Origin of the sequence: Paraburkholderia phenoliruptrix (assembly GCF_902859825.1) — a bacterium.
Taxonomy (GTDB): domain Bacteria; phylum Pseudomonadota; class Gammaproteobacteria; order Burkholderiales; family Burkholderiaceae; genus Paraburkholderia; species Paraburkholderia phenoliruptrix.
The window spans coordinates 40,582-57,202 of the sequence record NZ_CADIKB010000023.1; the positions used below are offsets into that span (position 1 = coordinate 40,582).

The 16,621-nt window shown below is 66.1% G+C and carries 16 protein-coding genes; 5 read left to right on the plus strand and 11 right to left on the minus strand.

Annotated elements, in window-relative coordinates:
• Positions 1–50: 50 nt before the first annotated feature.
• The 3 genes from HV711_RS21095 to HV711_RS21105 all read right to left on the minus strand — a co-directional run bounded on the left by HV711_RS21095 (position 51) and on the right by HV711_RS21105 (position 2,824).
• Positions 51–1,157, minus strand: a complete 1,107-nt coding sequence (locus HV711_RS21095) for a saccharopine dehydrogenase family protein (RefSeq protein WP_028362397.1) — start codon at positions 1,155–1,157, stop codon at positions 51–53.
• A 256-nt stretch (positions 1,158–1,413) separates the two neighbouring features.
• Positions 1,414–1,872 (minus strand): Lrp/AsnC family transcriptional regulator, encoded by a 459-nt coding sequence (locus tag HV711_RS21100; RefSeq protein WP_013588181.1) that lies wholly within the window; start codon positions 1,870–1,872, stop codon positions 1,414–1,416.
• A gap of 67 nt (positions 1,873–1,939) precedes the next feature.
• On the minus strand, positions 1,940–2,824 hold the full coding sequence (locus HV711_RS21105) for a LysR family transcriptional regulator (protein ID WP_035479772.1): 885 nt from the start codon (positions 2,822–2,824) through the stop codon (positions 1,940–1,942).
• A gap of 220 nt (positions 2,825–3,044) precedes the next feature.
• Between HV711_RS21105 and HV711_RS21110 the strand changes: the two genes are divergently transcribed.
• Positions 3,045–3,572, plus strand: coding sequence for a Spy/CpxP family protein refolding chaperone (locus HV711_RS21110; RefSeq protein ID WP_035479770.1), 528 nt, complete (start codon positions 3,045–3,047; stop codon positions 3,570–3,572).
• 247 nt (positions 3,573–3,819) lie between these two features.
• Complete coding sequence (locus tag HV711_RS21115) at positions 3,820–4,257, plus strand: PGDYG domain-containing protein (protein WP_035479766.1); 438 nt, start codon at positions 3,820–3,822, stop codon at positions 4,255–4,257.
• A 7-nt stretch (positions 4,258–4,264) separates the two neighbouring features.
• Here HV711_RS21115 and HV711_RS21120 read toward each other — a convergent pair whose 3' ends face one another.
• From HV711_RS21120 to HV711_RS21155, 8 genes are all read right to left on the minus strand, one after another.
• Complete coding sequence (locus HV711_RS21120; RefSeq protein WP_025598674.1) at positions 4,265–4,630, minus strand: DUF3022 domain-containing protein; 366 nt, start codon at positions 4,628–4,630, stop codon at positions 4,265–4,267.
• Positions 4,631–4,732: 102 nt separating this feature from the next.
• Entirely contained in the window at positions 4,733–5,581 is an 849-nt protein-coding gene (locus tag HV711_RS21125; RefSeq protein ID WP_035479765.1) for a YhfC family intramembrane metalloprotease, read from the minus strand.
• Positions 5,582–5,745: 164 nt separating this feature from the next.
• Positions 5,746–6,891, minus strand: coding sequence for a LacI family DNA-binding transcriptional regulator (locus HV711_RS21130; RefSeq protein WP_035479763.1), 1,146 nt, complete (start codon positions 6,889–6,891; stop codon positions 5,746–5,748).
• Positions 6,892–6,964: 73 nt separating this feature from the next.
• A complete protein-coding gene (locus HV711_RS21135) occupies positions 6,965–7,930 on the minus strand; it encodes a 2-hydroxyacid dehydrogenase (protein ID WP_035479762.1) in 966 nt (321 codons plus the stop codon).
• Between the two features lie 4 nt (positions 7,931–7,934).
• On the minus strand, positions 7,935–9,224 hold the full coding sequence (locus HV711_RS21140; protein ID WP_035479760.1) for an MFS transporter: 1,290 nt from the start codon (positions 9,222–9,224) through the stop codon (positions 7,935–7,937).
• 161 nt (positions 9,225–9,385) lie between these two features.
• A complete protein-coding gene (locus HV711_RS21145; protein WP_035479759.1) occupies positions 9,386–10,372 on the minus strand; it encodes a sugar kinase in 987 nt (328 codons plus the stop codon).
• A gap of 103 nt (positions 10,373–10,475) precedes the next feature.
• Positions 10,476–11,249, minus strand: a complete 774-nt coding sequence (locus tag HV711_RS21150) for a sugar phosphate isomerase/epimerase family protein (RefSeq protein ID WP_013588171.1) — start codon at positions 11,247–11,249, stop codon at positions 10,476–10,478.
• Between the two features lie 186 nt (positions 11,250–11,435).
• Positions 11,436–12,431: a LysR family transcriptional regulator gene (locus tag HV711_RS21155; RefSeq protein WP_035479757.1), complete on the minus strand. Its 996-nt coding sequence runs from the start codon at positions 12,429–12,431 to the stop codon at positions 11,436–11,438.
• Between the two features lie 116 nt (positions 12,432–12,547).
• Between HV711_RS21155 and HV711_RS21160 the strand changes: the two genes are divergently transcribed.
• The 3 genes from HV711_RS21160 to HV711_RS21170 all read left to right on the plus strand — a co-directional run bounded on the left by HV711_RS21160 (position 12,548) and on the right by HV711_RS21170 (position 16,459).
• Positions 12,548–13,645: a YeiH family protein gene (locus tag HV711_RS21160; RefSeq protein ID WP_035479756.1), complete on the plus strand. Its 1,098-nt coding sequence runs from the start codon at positions 12,548–12,550 to the stop codon at positions 13,643–13,645.
• A 218-nt stretch (positions 13,646–13,863) separates the two neighbouring features.
• The gene (locus HV711_RS21165; RefSeq protein ID WP_013588168.1) at positions 13,864–14,601 is read left to right on the plus strand and encodes a glutathione S-transferase; all 738 of its coding nucleotides are present in this window, start codon (positions 13,864–13,866) and stop codon (positions 14,599–14,601) included.
• Positions 14,602–14,725: 124 nt separating this feature from the next.
• Positions 14,726–16,459: a ClcB-like voltage-gated chloride channel protein gene (locus HV711_RS21170; RefSeq protein ID WP_013588167.1), complete on the plus strand. Its 1,734-nt coding sequence runs from the start codon at positions 14,726–14,728 to the stop codon at positions 16,457–16,459.
• Positions 16,460–16,621: the final 162 nt, after the last annotated feature.

Below are 16,621 nucleotides of genomic sequence, written 5' to 3' on the forward strand. Positions count from 1 at the left end.
GAAAAACGCCCCGCATGCGGGGCGTTGTCCATTTGCGCGGCGAGGCTTCCTCAAACGGTCGCCGCCGTTTGCAGCGACGCCAGCGTCTGCCCTTCGTAAAGCTGGCCGAAGCGGTTGCCGAGAAACTCGCGCAACGACACCTGCTCCTGACGCACGAAGCCGCGTTGCGGCAGCTTCTTTTCGCGGAACAGATCCAGCACCGCGCACATCGCGCCTGCCGTGGTGATCTGGATCGCGCTCATCGGCACGCCGCAGACCGTCTTCGCGAAAATCTTGCGGGTGAACACTTCCTGCACCAGTTGCCCGTCGCGCATGCCGCTCACGGTGATGAACACGAGCACCACGTCCTGCGCGGTGGCCGGCACCGAGCGGCGCATGATGCTCTTGAGCGTATCGCGGTCGCTGGAAAGACGCAGATCTTCGAGCAGGAATTGCATCAGATTGCGGTGGCCCGGATAGCGGACCGACTTGTAATCGAGCGATTCGACGCGGCCCGACAGCGTTTCGCACAGCGTGCCGAGGCCGCCGGAGGTGTTGAAGGCTTCGTACTCGGTGCCGTCGAGCGAAAAATGTTCGAGGCCTTCGAGCGGCTGCACCCACTGCGTGCGGCTGTCGCGAATCGCTTCGCAAGGCTGGCAATATTCGTTGATGAGCCCGTCCACGCTCCAGGTCAGGTTGTACTTCAGCGCGTTGGTGGGGAATTGCGGCAGCGCGCCGACGCGCATCTTGACGTCGCGAATTTCCGTGAAGCGGTTTGCGAGTTCGTGCGCGGCAATGCCGATGAAGCCCGGCGCCAGACCGCACTGCGGCATGAACGCGTGCTCGGCGCCGTCGGCGATCGCGCGGATCGCATGCGTCGCGCGCACGTCCTCGGTGAGGTCGAAGTAATGCACGCCGGCGCCCTTCGCCGCGGCCGCCACGCTCACCGCCAGGTAATACGGCAGTGCATTGACGAGCGCATCGAAACCCTGAATCGCGGCACGCAGCGCCGCGGCGTCGGCGGAGTCCACGCGGCGCGTCGCGATGCCCTGCGCGGCGAGCTTGTCGAGCGCGTGCTGGTCGCGGTCGAATGCGACGACGTCGTAATCGCCCGTCTCGCGCAGCATATGGGCAATGGTGTGACCGATGAGACCGGCACCAACGATGGCAACTTTCATGTTCTTCTCCTTTGTCGACCTGAGTGAGCGCGGGAGCGCCTCCTCCGGTTTGATTCGTGCGCTGTCTCCAGCTTCAAGTGCGCCGCCAGGACGGCGGCGCGCGGCGGGCTGAACCCTCGATCGACAGTGTAGGCAGAAGCAAAATCAGTTCATACGCGCAAAATGCTGCGTAATGACCAGCAACTTCGACGTTTCGACGAGCCACGCCGACGAAACGTCGAAACCGCCTCAAAATCATGCTGACAGGCCGCGCAAATCACACCATGCCGCGGTCGATCTTGCGCGCGAGAATGATCGAGGTCGTGGTCCGCTCGACGCCCTCCATCCCGCCGATCTGGTCGAGCAGATCGTTCAGACGGTCGGGCGAATCCGCGCGCAGCCAGGCGACGTAATCGAACTCGCCGCTCACTGCGCACAGCAGCTGGACCTCGGGCATCTTGCCGAGGCGCTTTTGCACCGCGGGTCCATGTTTGGGCGCGATGATGATGCCCACGTACGCATAGATGCTCGAATCGAGCACGTCCTGGCCGAGCCGCACGCTGTAGCCCGCGATCACATTGCTGCGTTCGAGCCGCGCGATGCGCGCGATCACGGTGGTGCGCGCGACATCGAGCTGGCGCGCGAGATTGGCGACGCTTTCGCGCGCATTGGCCTGCAGCAGCGCCACGAGGTTGCGGTCGAGATCGTCGAGTTGGTCGAGGCGCGGAGGTCTCATCGAAGGAAGAAAGAATGGTCGCAGTGGTGTGGATTATCGCGCGTCTTCGGTGCGCGGCGGCGGGTCGTCAGGCGCCGAAGCGCTCGATCACGAAGTCGATGAAACTGGTCAGCTTGGGCGTGGCGCGCCGGTCGCGCGGATAGACGAGATGCACGGGCGCCCCTTCCGGCAAATGCTCTTCGAGCACGGAAACGAGTTCTCCGCTCGCGATCTCGCGGGCGAGCAGCGCCTCGGGCTGCAACACGAGCCCAAAACCGCGCAATGCGGCGACCTTCAGCGCCTGACCGTTGTTCGCGCGAAAGCGTCCCGCGCGCAACGGGTTTTCCGCGGCGCTTTCGTTACCGAGGCGCCAGATGCCTTCGCGGCCCCAATGCAGAAAGCCGAGACACTCGTGATGCGCAAGGTCGGCGGGCGTGCGCGGAATCCCCGCGCGCGCAAGATACGCCGGCGACGCGCAGGCCCGCATGCGGTACGGCTTCAAAGGACGCGCCACAAAACTCGAGTCCGGCAAATGGCCGATGCGCACGGCGGCGTCGAAACCCTCTTCGACGAGATCGGTCACCCGGTTCGACAGATCGAGCTCCAGCGTGACCTCGGGCCATGCGCTCAGGTAGTCGGTCATGGCGGGCGAGAAAACCTCGACGCCGTAAGTAAGCGGCACCGTGACCTTCAACACGCCGCGCGGCGCCGCCGCCATGGCCTCGGCGAGCGACTCGGCGTCCTTCACGTCGGCGAGAATGCGCCGGCACTGCTCGTAATATTGCCGGCCGATCTCCGTCAGGCTCTGCCGGCGCGTGGTGCGCCTGAGAAGACGCGTGCCGAGCCGGCTCTCGAGCGAGCGGATGTGCTTGCCGACCATCGCGGACGAAATATCGAAACGCTCCGCCGCCGCCGTGAGACTGCCCGCCTCGACCACGGCCACGAAAATCTCCATGCTGACGAATTTATCCACCCGCTTTTTTCCTGTTCGTTTCTGTTGTAAGCGTTTGTCGCACCCGAGCCGCATTGTAGGGATATCGTGATACTAATAGCGCCGACGGCTGGATCGAGCGATCCGCCCATGATGGCGCCGCCGCGCGTCATCTGGCGCACCACCCGGCGCGAAAGAGACGACCGCTCGCCGCACGCCCTATTCCAATCCGTCTTAATTCGAATAGACATCAGGAGTTTCGATGAAAAAAGCACTAGCCTTGCTGGCCTGTTCAGTCGCGATGAGCGGCGCATTCGCACAAGCTTCGGCACCCGCCGCGGCGCCCTCGGGCACGGCGGCGTCCGCGCCCGCCGCGAAGAGCGGACACGAGCGCAACGTCGAAGACCGCATCGCCTATCTGCATTCGCAGTTGAAGATCACGCCGGAGCAGGAATCGCAATGGAAGGCCTTTGCCGACGTGATGCGCGGCAACGGCCAGACAATGGGTGAGCTGTTCAAGGAACGCCGCGCCGCGACCAATGTGTCCGCACTGGACGACATGAAGCAGTATGCGACCATCGCGCAGGCGCATGCCGACGGCATGAAGAAACTGGTGGACGCGTTCGATCCGCTCTACAACAGCTTCTCGCCCGAACAGAAGAAACTCGCGGATACCACGTTCCGGCGCGACGGCGGCGCCGAGGGCGGGCATCGTCATCATCGCGGCGGCAAGGGCGGCAAGGCGGCGCCGGCGCCGGCGCCGGCCAGCGATGCGACCGTAAAGCCGTAAGACACCGCGTGCGCGCCGCATTGCATGATGCTTGCGGCGGCGCGCGGCGTTCGGGCGCCGTGCCGCACTTCGCTGTGCCGTGCCGCATTGTATTTCGCTGCCCTTCGCTGTGCCTCGCATGCGTGGACATCGCGATGCATCGCGCCGCGAAACAGCCGCTTCCCAAGGTGCAATCTGGCATGATGCTGGTCCGCGCTCGGTGACGCCACATCACGACGCCGCCGTCAACACACCCTCTGCCCGCTTCATGAACGACCTGAAAAACCTCGACCTGAGCCAGGACGCCGCCGCCCGGCGCGTCGTCAAAGACGAAACGGTCACCGTCGAATTCGCCGCCACGCAAGGCGAACTGATGAGCCTGGAAGGCCCGAACCGCTATCTGCGGGGCGACGCGCTGATCACCGGCTCGACCGGCGACCGCTGGGTCGTGTCGCGCGAACGCTTCGACGCCAAATATGTTCCCGCCGACGCAACACTCGCGCACGGCGAGCCCGGCGCGTATCGCAACCGCCCTGCCGTCGTGCTCGCGAAACAGATGCAAGAAGCGTTTTCACTGGCCCGCTCGGCGAGCGGCGGCGACGTGCTGCGCGGCGCCGCGGGCGACTGGATCATGCAGTACGCGCCCGGCGATTACGGCGTCGTGCAGGCCGCCCGCTTCGCCAAGGTTTACCGCTTCGCCGATTGAGGTGCCGTCACGCGAACTCGTCGCCGAGATCGACGGTGACTTCGCGCGGCACCGCCTCGCCGTTCGCATACTGCTCTTCCAGCGAGCCGATGCTGGCCTCGACATACGCGCGCAGCACCGCGAAGCTGCGGCCACGCAGCCGCGCGGGCAACGCCCGGTAGCGCGCGAGCGCGGCCGGTGCGATCTCCACCGTCATCACGATGCGCCGTGCGGTGGCGCCGAAACGCATCGCTACCCAGTGGATCGCGAGCGTGGGCGTGCCGTCTTCGGCCGCGCGCTGGATGAACTGCGTCTGCTCGGGAAAAAGATCGCTGATGACGCGCGCCAGCTCTTCGAACTCGGGACTCGCGCAGTCGTATTGGTAAGCTTCCATGGGATGTGCCGAACGTTATAGGCATGCGGTGGCAGGCCGCCGATTGTAAAACAGCGGCCATGAACGCACCTGCCACAAGCCCCGCCACCCCGGCGATTTTCGCTAACGAGGTGTTTCCGTCACGCGATCCAACTGAGGACGCCGCAACGCCTTGACGAGCAGCCCCACCACGACGACGGCGCCGAGCGCATAGAGCGCATCGACGGCCGCGAGCGGCACGAGCTGCGCCTGGAACAGCGCGGCGGGCACGTCGACGAGCGCGTGCAGTGCGATCGCGAGCGGCAGGATCGCGCGCCAGCCGGCCCGCAAGCCGCGCCACATGAGCACCGACAAGCCGATCTGAAACACCAGCGCGGCCACCCGTTCGAGCGCGAAAATGCCGGCTGTCTGCGGCGTCAGGCTCGCGAGTATCAAATGGATGCGCATCACGGATTCGCTCGGCAGATTGCTCAGATAGCTGTCGAGCTGGCCGCGGTTTTCGAACACGGCGAACAGGATCCACTGAATCTGCACCAGCACGCCGACGAGCCACGCTTCCGCGCCGCCATGCCCGAGACCGTACGCGAGCGCCGTGCCGTCGTCCGTGCGCGCGGCTGCGGGTACGGAGGCGGGCTTGCCTGCCGCGCGTGCCGCAGCGCGCTTCATCAGAAGCCGCATGCCGATGAACCGGCCCACTTCCTCGCAGATGCCCGCAATCAGCGCGCCGTACACGACGAAAGCGAACGGATGCGACAGCAAGGTCGCCGTCGCCGCATTCCGATGCAGCACATAATCGTTCAGCGCGCGCTCGAAAACCATGGCGAAGAGCGCGAAAACGGCGATACCGGCAATCGCGGCGCGCGGCTCGAGTGCGAGCGGCCGGCGCAGGCGGCGGTAAAGGAGAAAAGGCAAAGCGGCGACGAGCAGGGTCGCAAGCGCGAGGCTCGACAGGGTAAGCGGTGCAACGACCATGAGTTTCCTTGCGATAACCGGCGCGCACCGGCTGCGCGTCGCAGGCCGAATGATCGCAGATCGCGGGAAAATGGGACGTGAAGCTTGCGCGACTACAAAAGCGGAGCCCGACCGTGGGCCACGCGCGGCGGCCGTGTCGGCCGCCGCGTGCTTGGCTTATCCGCTCAGCTCGCTGTCGACGCGCGCACGATCAGCTCGCCGGGCAGCAGACAATCGCGTGCCGAAGTCTGCACGCCCTCGATGCGCTCATGCAAAAACTCGACCGCGCGATAGCCGATGTCGTAAGTGGGCTGACGAATCGTCGTGATGCCGGTCAGTTCGGCCCAATCGGGATCGTCGATAGAAAGCAGCGCCACGCGCGTCTGCCAGCCGGCGCCGTAACGCGCCTTCAGATGCAGCGCAAGGCGCAGCGCGACCGGTGCGTTGGCGGCGAACACGGCAACGCGCGACGCATTGCCGAGCGCGCCTGCGGGGTGACCGGCGGCATCGGCCGCCTCCTTCGCCTTGGTCGCCGCCGTCACGTTGGCCGCCTCGATCGCGCGGTCCAGCTCCGCGAGGCTCTCTTCGGTTTGCGCGGCATCGGCGAGATTGAGCACGAGGGTATGGCCTCGAGCGACGCCACCGTCGCCGTCGGCGCCCGAGCCCGCCTGCGCCTGCGCTCGCATCGTCTCGCGAAACGCCGCCTCGCGCAGCCGGCGCGAACTCACCTGCTCGAACGGCTGCACGACGAACCAGATGTCGCGAAACCCGCGCTCAAGCAGATGCCGCGTGCCCAGCTCCGCCGCCGCGCGGTTGTCGAGCCCGACGATATCCGCGACGAGCCCATCGACGGAACGGTCGACCAGCACCGCCGGAATCCCGCCGCCGCCCACCGGCCGCAGCGTTTCCTCGCGTACGCCGAGCGCATTGACGATCACGCCTTCCACACGATATGTGGTGAGCAGTTGCAGATAGCGCCGCTCCATTTCCACTTCGTTCGCCGCGTGGCAGATAAGCGGCATCAGGCCAAGCGCGTGGCAGGCGGCCTCGACGCCCTGCAGCACCTCGACGGTATAAGGATTCGTCAGATCGGCGAGCAGCATGCCGATCAGCCGGTTGCGCCCGCGCTTCAAGCCGCGCGCCATCTGATTGGGCTGATAGTCGAGCCGCTCGATCGCCGCCTCGATGCGCGCGCGCAGCTCCGCCGACAACACGCTCATCTCGCCGTTCAAATAGCGCGAGATGCTGGTCTTGCCGGTGCCGGCTTCGCGCGCGACGTCGGTGATCGTCGCGCGGCGCGGCGCACTTCGGGATGTCGGCGTAGCGCTCATGATGCGCACCCATGGTTCGCCCTGCCATGCCTGTCACAGCACCCGTGCGGCACATGCTTCATCGCGACGCTCCTCACCGTTGCAGCACGTCGCGATTGACGATGTTCGTCGTGAGCGTGCCGGCGAGCGCCGCGACGAGATTTTCCGCCGCGTTGCGCGCCATCGCGTGACGCGTCTCGTGCGTCGCCGAGCCGATGTGCGGCAAAGCGACCACGTTCGCCATTTTCAGCAGCGGCGAGTCGGCGGCGAGCGGCTCCTGTTCGAACACGTCGAGACCCGCGCCGTGGATCGTGCCGTTGCCAAGCGCCTCGATGAGCGCCGCTTCGTCGACAATCGCGCCGCGCGACGCATTGATCAGGATGGCGCTTTTTTTCATCGACGCGAGTTCGCGCGCGCCGATCAGATGCCGCGTCTGCGCCGTGAGCGGCACTTGCAGACAGACGAAGTCGGCGCTGGCGAGCAGTTCCGGCAACTCGACGCGGCGCGCGCCATAAGCCGCTTCCGCCTCGGGATTCGCGCTGCGGTTCGTGTACAGCACCCGCATGTTGAAGCCGAGCGCGGCGCGCCGCGCGACCGCCCCGCCAATGCGCCCGAGACCCACGATACCGAGCGTCTTGCCCTGCACGTCCACGCCGAATTGCGCAGGCCCGATGCTGCGCTGCCAGTGCCCCGCCTTCACCCATTCGGCGAGTTCGACGACCCGGCGCGCGGACGCGAGGATCAGCGAAAACACCGTGTCCGCAGTGGATTCCGTCAACACGTCGGGCGTGTGCGCGAGCACGATGCCGCGCCGCGTGAGATCGGCCACGTCGAATTGATCGAAGCCGACGGAGATCGTCGAGAGCGCCTTGAGCCGCGTCGCGCCCTCGAGCATGGCCGGGGTGATCCTGACGCTCGCGCCGATGCCGCCGTCCGCCTCGCGCAAGGCGGCGACGAACGCGTCAGGGCGGGCGGGATCCGCCTGCACGACGTCGGCATGCTGTTGCAGATACGCGAGCACGTCCTCAGGCAGCGACTTCCACGCGACGATCTTCTTCATCAGCTTATTTTCCTTGCAACGGGGTGGCGAGCGTGTGCCCCGCATGCGCCGTCTGCTGCTGCGGTTTGACGATCAGCGTCAGGATGACCGCGGCGAGCAGCGCCACGCTCATGAACGCATACGATGCCGAGGGGCTTCCGGTCGCGCCGTTCAGATAGCCGACCACATACGAGCCGACGAACGAACCGAGCGCGCCCATGCTGTTGATCAACGCCATCGCGCCGCCCGCGACGTTCTTCGGCAGCAGCTCCGGCACGATCGCGAAGAATGGGCCGTACGGTGCGTACATGGCGGCGCCCGCGATCACGAGCAAGGCATACGAGAGCCAGAAATGCATGCCACCGAGCGCGTACGACGCTGCGAACGCGATGGCGCCGATCAGCAGGAACGGCCACACGAACACTTTACGGCGGTTGAGTTTATCCGATGCCCACGAGGCCGCAAGCATTGCGATGGTCGCGGCAAGATACGGCAGCGCCGACAGCCAGCCGGTTGCGACCATGCCGAGCGTCGAGCCGTTCTTCAGGATGGACGGCAGCCACAGCACGAAACCGTACACGCCGATGCTCCAGCAGAAGTACTGCGCACACAGCTTGATCACCGCCGACGAGCGGAACGCCTCGCCGTAATTGCGCACCGGTTTGATCGCGGCCTGCTCGGCGCGCAGCGTTTCGGCGAGGTCGTCTTTCTGCTGCTGCGTGAGCCAGGTGACCTGCTGCGGCTTGTCCTTGACGATGAACCACCAGCACACGGCCCACAGAATCGCGGGCACGCCTTCGGCGATAAACATGTTGCGCCAGCCGAACGAATGCACGAGATAACCGGACACGACCGACATCCACAGCACCGTCACCGGATTGCCGAGAATCAGGAAAGTGTTGGCCCGCGAGCGCTCGCTCTTCGTGAACCAGTTGCTGATGAAGATGAGCATCGCCGGCATCACCGCGGCCTCGACCACGCCGAGCACGAAGCGGATCACCATCAACGAAGGAATGTTGTTGACCATGCCGGTCAGCGCCGCGCAGCCGCCCCACAGAACGAGGCTCCAGAACACGAGCTTCTTGACGCTGCGGCGTTCGGCGTAGATCGCGCCGGGAATCTGGAAGAAGAAATAGCCGAGGAAAAACAGCGCGCCGATCAGCGACGACAGTCCCTTGCTGATGCCGAGGTCCTGGTTGATGCCGGCGGCCGCCGCGAAACCGTAGTTCGCGCGGTCGAGATAAGCGAGGCTGTAGGTGATGAAGACGATCGGCATGATCGTCCACCAGCGGCGGATCGCGAGAGATGAGGTCATGGGGTGTCTCCTTTACGTGCTTCCCGGAACAATGATGAATGGGGCTTGTGCGGCGCTTTTGCGTGGCTTCTGCGTGGCTTGTGCCTCGCTTTGCTTCGCTGGTGAGCGCTCTTGCTGTGATGAATGCGCGCCGCCGCAAGGCGGCGCCGCTTGACGACGCCTTAGGCCGCCTGCGCGACGCTTGCCGGACCGGCGCGCTCCAGCGCGTCGAGTTCGGCGCGGCTCGGCAAGCCTTCCGAATCGCCGATCACCTGAATCGCCAGCGCGCCGATGCGGTTGCCGCGTGCGACCGCCTCCGCCAGCGGCTTGCCTTCGAGCAGCGCGCTGATCACGCCGACGGCGAAACCATCGCCCGCGCCGACCGTATCCACGACGTTCGCGACCGGCTGGCCGGGGATCATGGCGGCGGCGCCGTCGGCGGTGCGGAAATACGCGCCCGCCGCGCCGAGCTTGACGATCACGCCGCGCGCGCCGCGCTCCAGATAGAAGCCGGCGATGTCCTCGGGCCGCGTGTAGCCGGTCAGAATCTCGCCCTCGCCGATGCCGGGCAGCACCCAGTCGGCGAGCGCGGCGAGCGCGTTGAGACCCTCGACCATCGCGGCGCGCGAGGGCCACAGCGTCGGGCGCAGATTCGGGTCGAACGAAATCGTCTTTCCAGCTGCGCGCATCTCACGTGCCAGATGGAACGCGAGTTCCCGCGAGCTGGCGGAAATGGCCGGCGCGACGCCGGTCAGGTGCAGATGACGCGCGGGCAGCACATAGTCCGCGGAGTAATCGGCGACCGACAGGTGGCTCGCCGCCGAGCCGCGGCGGAAATATTCGACGGCGGGATCGCTGCCGTCGTCGGTCTTCGACTTCAACTGGAAGCCGGTCGGATAGCGCTCGTCGGTACTCACGCAGCGCTGGTCGATGCCTTCCCTCGTCAACGTGTCGCGCACGTACTGGCCGAACGAGTCGTTGCCGACGCGGCTCATCCAGCCGACCTTGAAGCCGAGCCGCGCGAGGCCGATCGCGACGTTCAGGTCGGCGCCCGCAATGCGTTTCCTGAACTGGCCGACGCCCGCGAGCGGGCCCGTTTCGGCGGCCACGAACATGGCCATGGCTTCGCCGTAGGTGATGATGTCCAATGCTGTGCCTTGGTGAGTCATGGGTTGCTCCTGCCTGGGCGTGGGGCCGGGGGTGTCGTTGATGCGGTTGATGCGGTTGTTATTGCGCCAGTCTTGCGGCTCCGCTCCGCCCCCGGCTCGCTGCTCACGCCGCCGCGAGCCAGGCGACGCGCCGCGTGGCATCGTCGTGGATGGCGGCCGCGTCGAGCGGAAACTCGATGCCGCGGGGCACGCCGCGCGGCAGCCGCTCGAGCACGGCGGCGAAACGCGCGTCGTCGGCGGCGGGCGCGGTGGCGAAACGCCGTGCGCCCTCGCCCGCAGCGATCTTGCAATGCACGTACTCGACGTAAGGCGCGAGCGCCACGGCTGCGTCGAGCGCCCGTACACCGCACCACGCCCAGTTGCCGACATCGAAAGTCATGCCGAGCAGGTCCGCGTGACCGTCGCGCGTCAATGCATCGAAGAGGCCGACGAACTGATGCAGCGAGCCGCCCTGCGTCAGTTGCCCGTTTTCGACGACGAGCCGCACATTCGCACCTTTCAACTGCCCGGCGATCGCATCGCCGTTCGCGTGGTCCGCAAAACCGCCTAGTTGAAGCTTCACGAAGCGCGCACCGAGCGCGGCGGCTTCGTCGAGCGCGCGGCGCAGCGCGGCGGCGTCGAGCTGCCCGTCTGCCGTATAGAGCGACGCCGGGGTCGAGTACACCGACCATAAGCCGAGCTGCGCAATGTCCTTACCGAGGCCGGCGAGGCGCGTCGGCGCGGCGTCCGCCTCGTAGCCGAACAATTCGCGACGCACTTCGAAACCGGCAGCCCCGGCGCGCCGGCTAGCCTCTGCCCACTTTCGATGACCGGCCGTGCGCACGGCGTCCGCGCCGAAGGCGCTCGCGACGATGGCGACTTCCACTGCATTTGTCATGTCTGGACTACCGTTTCTTCGTCTATTCGCTGTTTGGAACCGGTTCCAAAAACGGATTTCAAAAAAGCGCCGAAGCGCTTGCGATGTCCGAATAGTGCGCCTGCGTCCGGGCGGGACGCCATAGTGGAAATCCCCAGGCGGAGGGCGGTGAAGTTGCACGTGGGCTGGCGCCGGGGCGTCCAAGCTTTAGGCCCGCTCTGCGAGACACATCGTCAGAAACTGCTGCACCGCGCGCGACGGCGTGCCTCCGTGCGGGACGACGATCGAGAGCCGACGCGTCAGCGGCTGCGGAGCCAGAGAAAACACGCGCAACGCACCGTTCTCATGGCGCATCGACATCGCCGAGACGAAGCCGATGCCCATGCCTGCCCGCACGGCTTCCTTCACGCCCTCGACGCCGGCAATTTCCAGCGCCACCCGCATCGGCACGCCCGCGCGGGCGAATGCGCGCTCGACGATCTGCCGCACGCCCGAACCGGCCTCACGCACGATCAGCGGCTCGGCGCCGAGCGCGGCAAGGTCGAGGCTGGAGGCTTGGCCGCCTTGGCCGCCGTGGCGTCCCTCGCCTGGTCCGCCTCCCTCGCCTCGTCCGCCTCCCTCACGTCCTTCGCCTCCTTCCCCGCCTCCCGCAGCGCCCACTTCCCCGGCGCCCGCGAGCCGATGCGAGCGCGGCATGATCGCCACGATTTCATCCTCCCGCCAGGCGTGCACGGCCGTATCGGGCGGCAGGTCCGTGCCCACCGGCCCCTCGATCAGCGCGATGTCCACGGAACCGAGCGCACCGACGATGTCGGTGGTATTTCCGTCGACGGTATGCAGCGCGACTTCAGGATACCGCCTGTGGAAATCCGCGAGCAGATACGGCAGCAGGTAGCTGGCGGGCGTGGTGGTCGCGCCGATCCGCAGCGTGCCGTGTTCGAGGCCGCGCAGCGCGTCCCGGTACGCGTGCGCCTGCCGCCACGTGTCGCGCAGCCGCGCCGCGTACTGCACCAACTGCTCCCCCGCCGGCGTCAGCCGCACGCCGCGGCCGTCGCGCTGGTAAAGCGGCTCCCCGAACTCGTCCTGCAACTGGCGCAGCTGTCCGGACACCGCGGGCTGCGACAGATGCAGCGCCAGCGCGGCGCGACTGATGTTCAGATGCTCGGCGACGGCTGCAAATGTTATAAGTTGATCCGGGGTCATCTCTTCTAACTATCGGTAAAACGGATAGTTTCCATTCTAAATCACGATTTTTCATATTCATATATCTAATTTAGGATTAGACCCATCGAATCCCGTCCGTCGCGAAGGCTGCCACCATGACCACCGCCCGCCTTACTACGACCACTGCCGAAGCATCGTCCGCCCGCGGCCAGCTCAACGGCATTCTGTTCGTCGCCCTCTTCGCCGCCGCCGTCACGCGAATCGCTGAAATGCCGGCCATTGCCGGCCTCGGCTTGAGCCCGTTGATCGTCGGTATCGTGGCCGGTGCGATTTATGGCAACGCCCTGCGCGACGGCATGCCGGCAAGCTGGGCGGCCGGCGTCAATTTTTCCGCGCGCAAGTTGCTGCGCATCGCGGTCGCGTTCTTCGGCTTGCGCGTAAGCCTCCAGGAAATCGCCCAGGTCGGCTTGCCCGGGCTTGCGGAGTCGGTGCTGATCGTCGTGAGCACGCTCGTGATCGGCACGTGGGCGGGCATGAAAATCATGAAGCTCGACCGCGACACGGCACTTCTCACTGCGGCGGGCAGCGCCATCTGCGGCGCCGCGGCCGTGCTGGCGTTCGAGTCCACGCTGCAATCCAAACCGCACAAAAGCGCGATGGCGGTGGGCAGCGTCGTGCTGTTCGGCACGCTTTCCATGTTCCTGTACCCGGTGCTCTTCAACGCGGGCTGGCTGCATCTCGATACGGTCGGCGCTGGGCTCTTCTTCGGCGGCACGATCCACGAGGTGGCGCAGGTGGTCGGCGCCGCGAGCAATGTGAGCCCGGAGGCGACGCATATCGCCACCATCGTCAAGATGACTCGCGTCATGCTGCTCGTGCCGGTGCTGCTCGTGGTCGGCTTGTGGGTCAACCGCGCGGCGCGCCGCGACGCTTCGACCGCCGGCTTGCAAGCAGGCGCGTCGGGCCATCCGCAACATGCCGGCAAGCTCGCGATTCCCTGGTTCGCGCTCGGCTTTCTCGCCTTCGTCGTGATCAACTCGCTGCACGTGCTGCCGCAGGCCGCCACCACGACGCTCAATACGCTCGACACCTTTGCGTTGACCATGGCCATGACCGCGCTCGGCATCGAAACGCGGGTCTCGCAGATTCGCCAGGCCGGTCCGCGCGCATTGACCACCGGCTTGATCCTGTATGCATGGCTGATCGCGGGCGGACTGGGCATCACATGGGCAGTCCAGCGCCTCTTCGGCTAAACCGTTTTGCGCTCGAACCCACCCCGCCGCGTGCGGGGTTTCGTACGTTTGGAAAGCATCCGGCGCCGCCGCGCGGCATACTGGCTGGCGTGCGAAGCACGCAGCACGCCCTACGAGGCGCGAGAAACACGCCGTGCATCGACATGCGGTACACAGCGGCGGTGGGCACAGCAATGCGTTCGGCACGACGTTCCTGCAACCCGAATGAGGACAGATCGATGAGCCTGGAACTTTACTATTGGGACGGTCTGCAAGGCCGTGGCGAATTTGTGAGGCTGGCACTCGAAGAAGCCGGCGCGGACTATGTCGAAGTGGCGCGCGGCGAGCCGTCCGAAGGTCTCGGCACCGGCGCGATGATGGCGGTCATGAAAAGCCGCGACGAACCCTACCCGCCGTTTGCGCCGCCGTTTCTGAAAGACGGCGACCTGGTGATCTCGCAAACGGCGAACATCCTGTTTTATCTCGGCCCGCGTCTGAACCTTGCGCCCTCTGTGGAAAGCCTGCGCTACGTGGCAAATGGGCTGCAGCTCACCATTGCCGACATGGTGACCGAGGCGCACGACACGCATCACCCGCTGGCATCCAGCCTCTACTACGAGGATCAGAAAGACGCCGCGAGAGCGCGCGCCCATGACTTCATCGACAACCGGATTCCAAAGTTCATGAACTATTTCGAGCGCGTGCTGAAACAGAATCCGGCCGGCGACGGCTTCATGGTCGGCGACTCGCTCACCTACGTGGACCTCTCGATGTTCCAGCTGATCGACGGACTGCTTTACGCCTTTCCGCGTGCGCTCGCGCGCTTCGCCGACCACTATCCGCGGCTCGCCGCCCTGCATGCCGCGGTGATGAAGCGGCCGAAGATCGCCGCTTATCTGCAGTCGGAGCGCCGCATAGAACATAACGAGGCGTGCATCTTCCGGCACTATCCCGAACTCGACAAGGCGGCGGCTTGACCCGGCGCCGTCATTCCCCGTTCCCGCCCCGCCGCGCGCCCGCCTGGTTCAGCGGGCGCGCTGCTGTTGTCGTGCCCGCTTTGCAACCCGCTTTGCAACCCTTTTTCTGCCCAGTACCGCCGACGTGCTTTCATTCCTGCTGAAGCTGCGCACCCGCGCTCAAGATCTTTTCCGTCTTTCCGACGCCCATACGATGCTCGTCTGGTCGGTGGTGGTCGGCGTCGGCGGCGCCTTTGCGACCATCGCCTTTCGCATGGGCATCGAGGTGCTGCAACTGGCCGTGGCGGGCAAGTCGGGCAGCTTCGTGGAAATGGCGCGCAGCCTGCCGTGGACGGTACGCATCTGGCTGCCGGCGGCCGGCGGCCTGATCGCCGGCTTTCTGCTGCTGGTCGCGCGGCGTCACGCGGACAAATGCAATCATGTCGACTATATGGAGGCGGTAGCGATCGGCGACGGCGTGGTACCCGTCAGGCTGAGCCTGTGGCGCAGCGTCTCGTCGCTCTTCACGATTGCGAGCGGCGGCTCGATCGGCCGCGAAGGTCCGATGGTGCAGCTTGCTGCGCTGGCGGCCTCGCTGATCGGACGCTGGGTGCACTTCGATCCGCCGCGCCTGCGCCTGCTTGTCGCGTGCGGCGCGGCGGCCGGCATTACCTCGGCGTACAACGCGCCGATCGCGGGCGCGTTCTTCGTCACGGAGATCGTGCTCGGCTCCATCGCCATGGAAAGTTTCGGGCCGGTGGTGGTCGCGGCCGTGGTCGCCAACATCACGATGCGTGAGTTCGCCGGCTACAAGCCGCCGTACGAGATGCCGGTGTTTCCGCCGGTGGCAGGCATCGAGGTGCTGCTCTTCGTCGCGCTCGGTCTGCTGTGCGGCGCGGCTGCGCCGCAGTTTCTGCGGCTGCTCGACGGCTCCAAGGCTCTCTTTCGCCAGTTGTCGTTGCCGCTGCCCGCACGGCTCGCGCTGGGCGGGCTCGTGGTCGGCATTCTGTCCGTGTGGACGCCCGAGGTCTGGGGTAACGGCTACAGCGTCGTCAATTCGATCCTGCATTCGCCGTGGACGTGGACCGCGCTCGTCGTCGTGCTGGTGTTCAAGCTCGTGGCCACCGCGGCCACCGCGGGTTCGGGCGCGGTGGGCGGCGTCTTCACGCCCACGCTGTTTGTCGGCGCGGTGGTCGGTTCGCTGTTCGGCCAGGGCATGCACGCGCTGTGGCCGCACGGCACCTCGGCGCCCTTTGCCTATGCGATGGTCGGCATGGGCGCGTTTCTCGCGGGCGCCACGCAGGCGCCGCTCATGGCGATTCTGATGATCTTCGAAATGACGCTCAGCTACCAGGTGGTGCTGCCGCTGATGCTGTCGTGCGTGGTCGCGTACTTCGTGTCGCGCGCGATCGGCAAGACGTCGATGTATGAAATCACGCTACGGCGCAATCAGGAAGAGCAGGAACGCACGCGCCTGCGCGCGACGCAGATGCGCGAGCTGATCCGCCCGGCGCAAACGGTGGTGCCGCCCAACGCGACCGTGCACGACATGACGCGTGTGTTCCTCGAATATCCGGTGAAGTATCTCTATGTGGCCAACGAATCGGGCGCGTTTCTTGGCGTGGTCGCACTGAAGGACATCACCTCCGATCTGCTCGACAAGCGCGACACCTCGACGCGAACCGCCGCCGACTACCTGCAGCCGCATTTCGACGTGCTCACGCCGGACATGCCGCTCGGCGTCGCGCTGCAACACTTCATGGCGTTCCAGGGCGAGCGCCTGCCGGTCGTGGAAAGCGCCGCGCATCCGCGGCTCGCGGGCGTCGTCTATAAAACGTCGCTGCTCGATGCGTATTTCCGCATGAACCCGACGCGCTGAGGGCGCCGCCGCGGCGCACGCTGCATCGGCGTCGCGCCCGGGCAAAGCAGCGCAAACTTTCTACAATGGGAAAAGCGCCGCGGCCGTGTATCGGCATCGGCAGCGCGAGGTTACGCCAGGACGGGTGCGCCGGAGTGCCGCTCGCCCGCTATCCCATCGGAG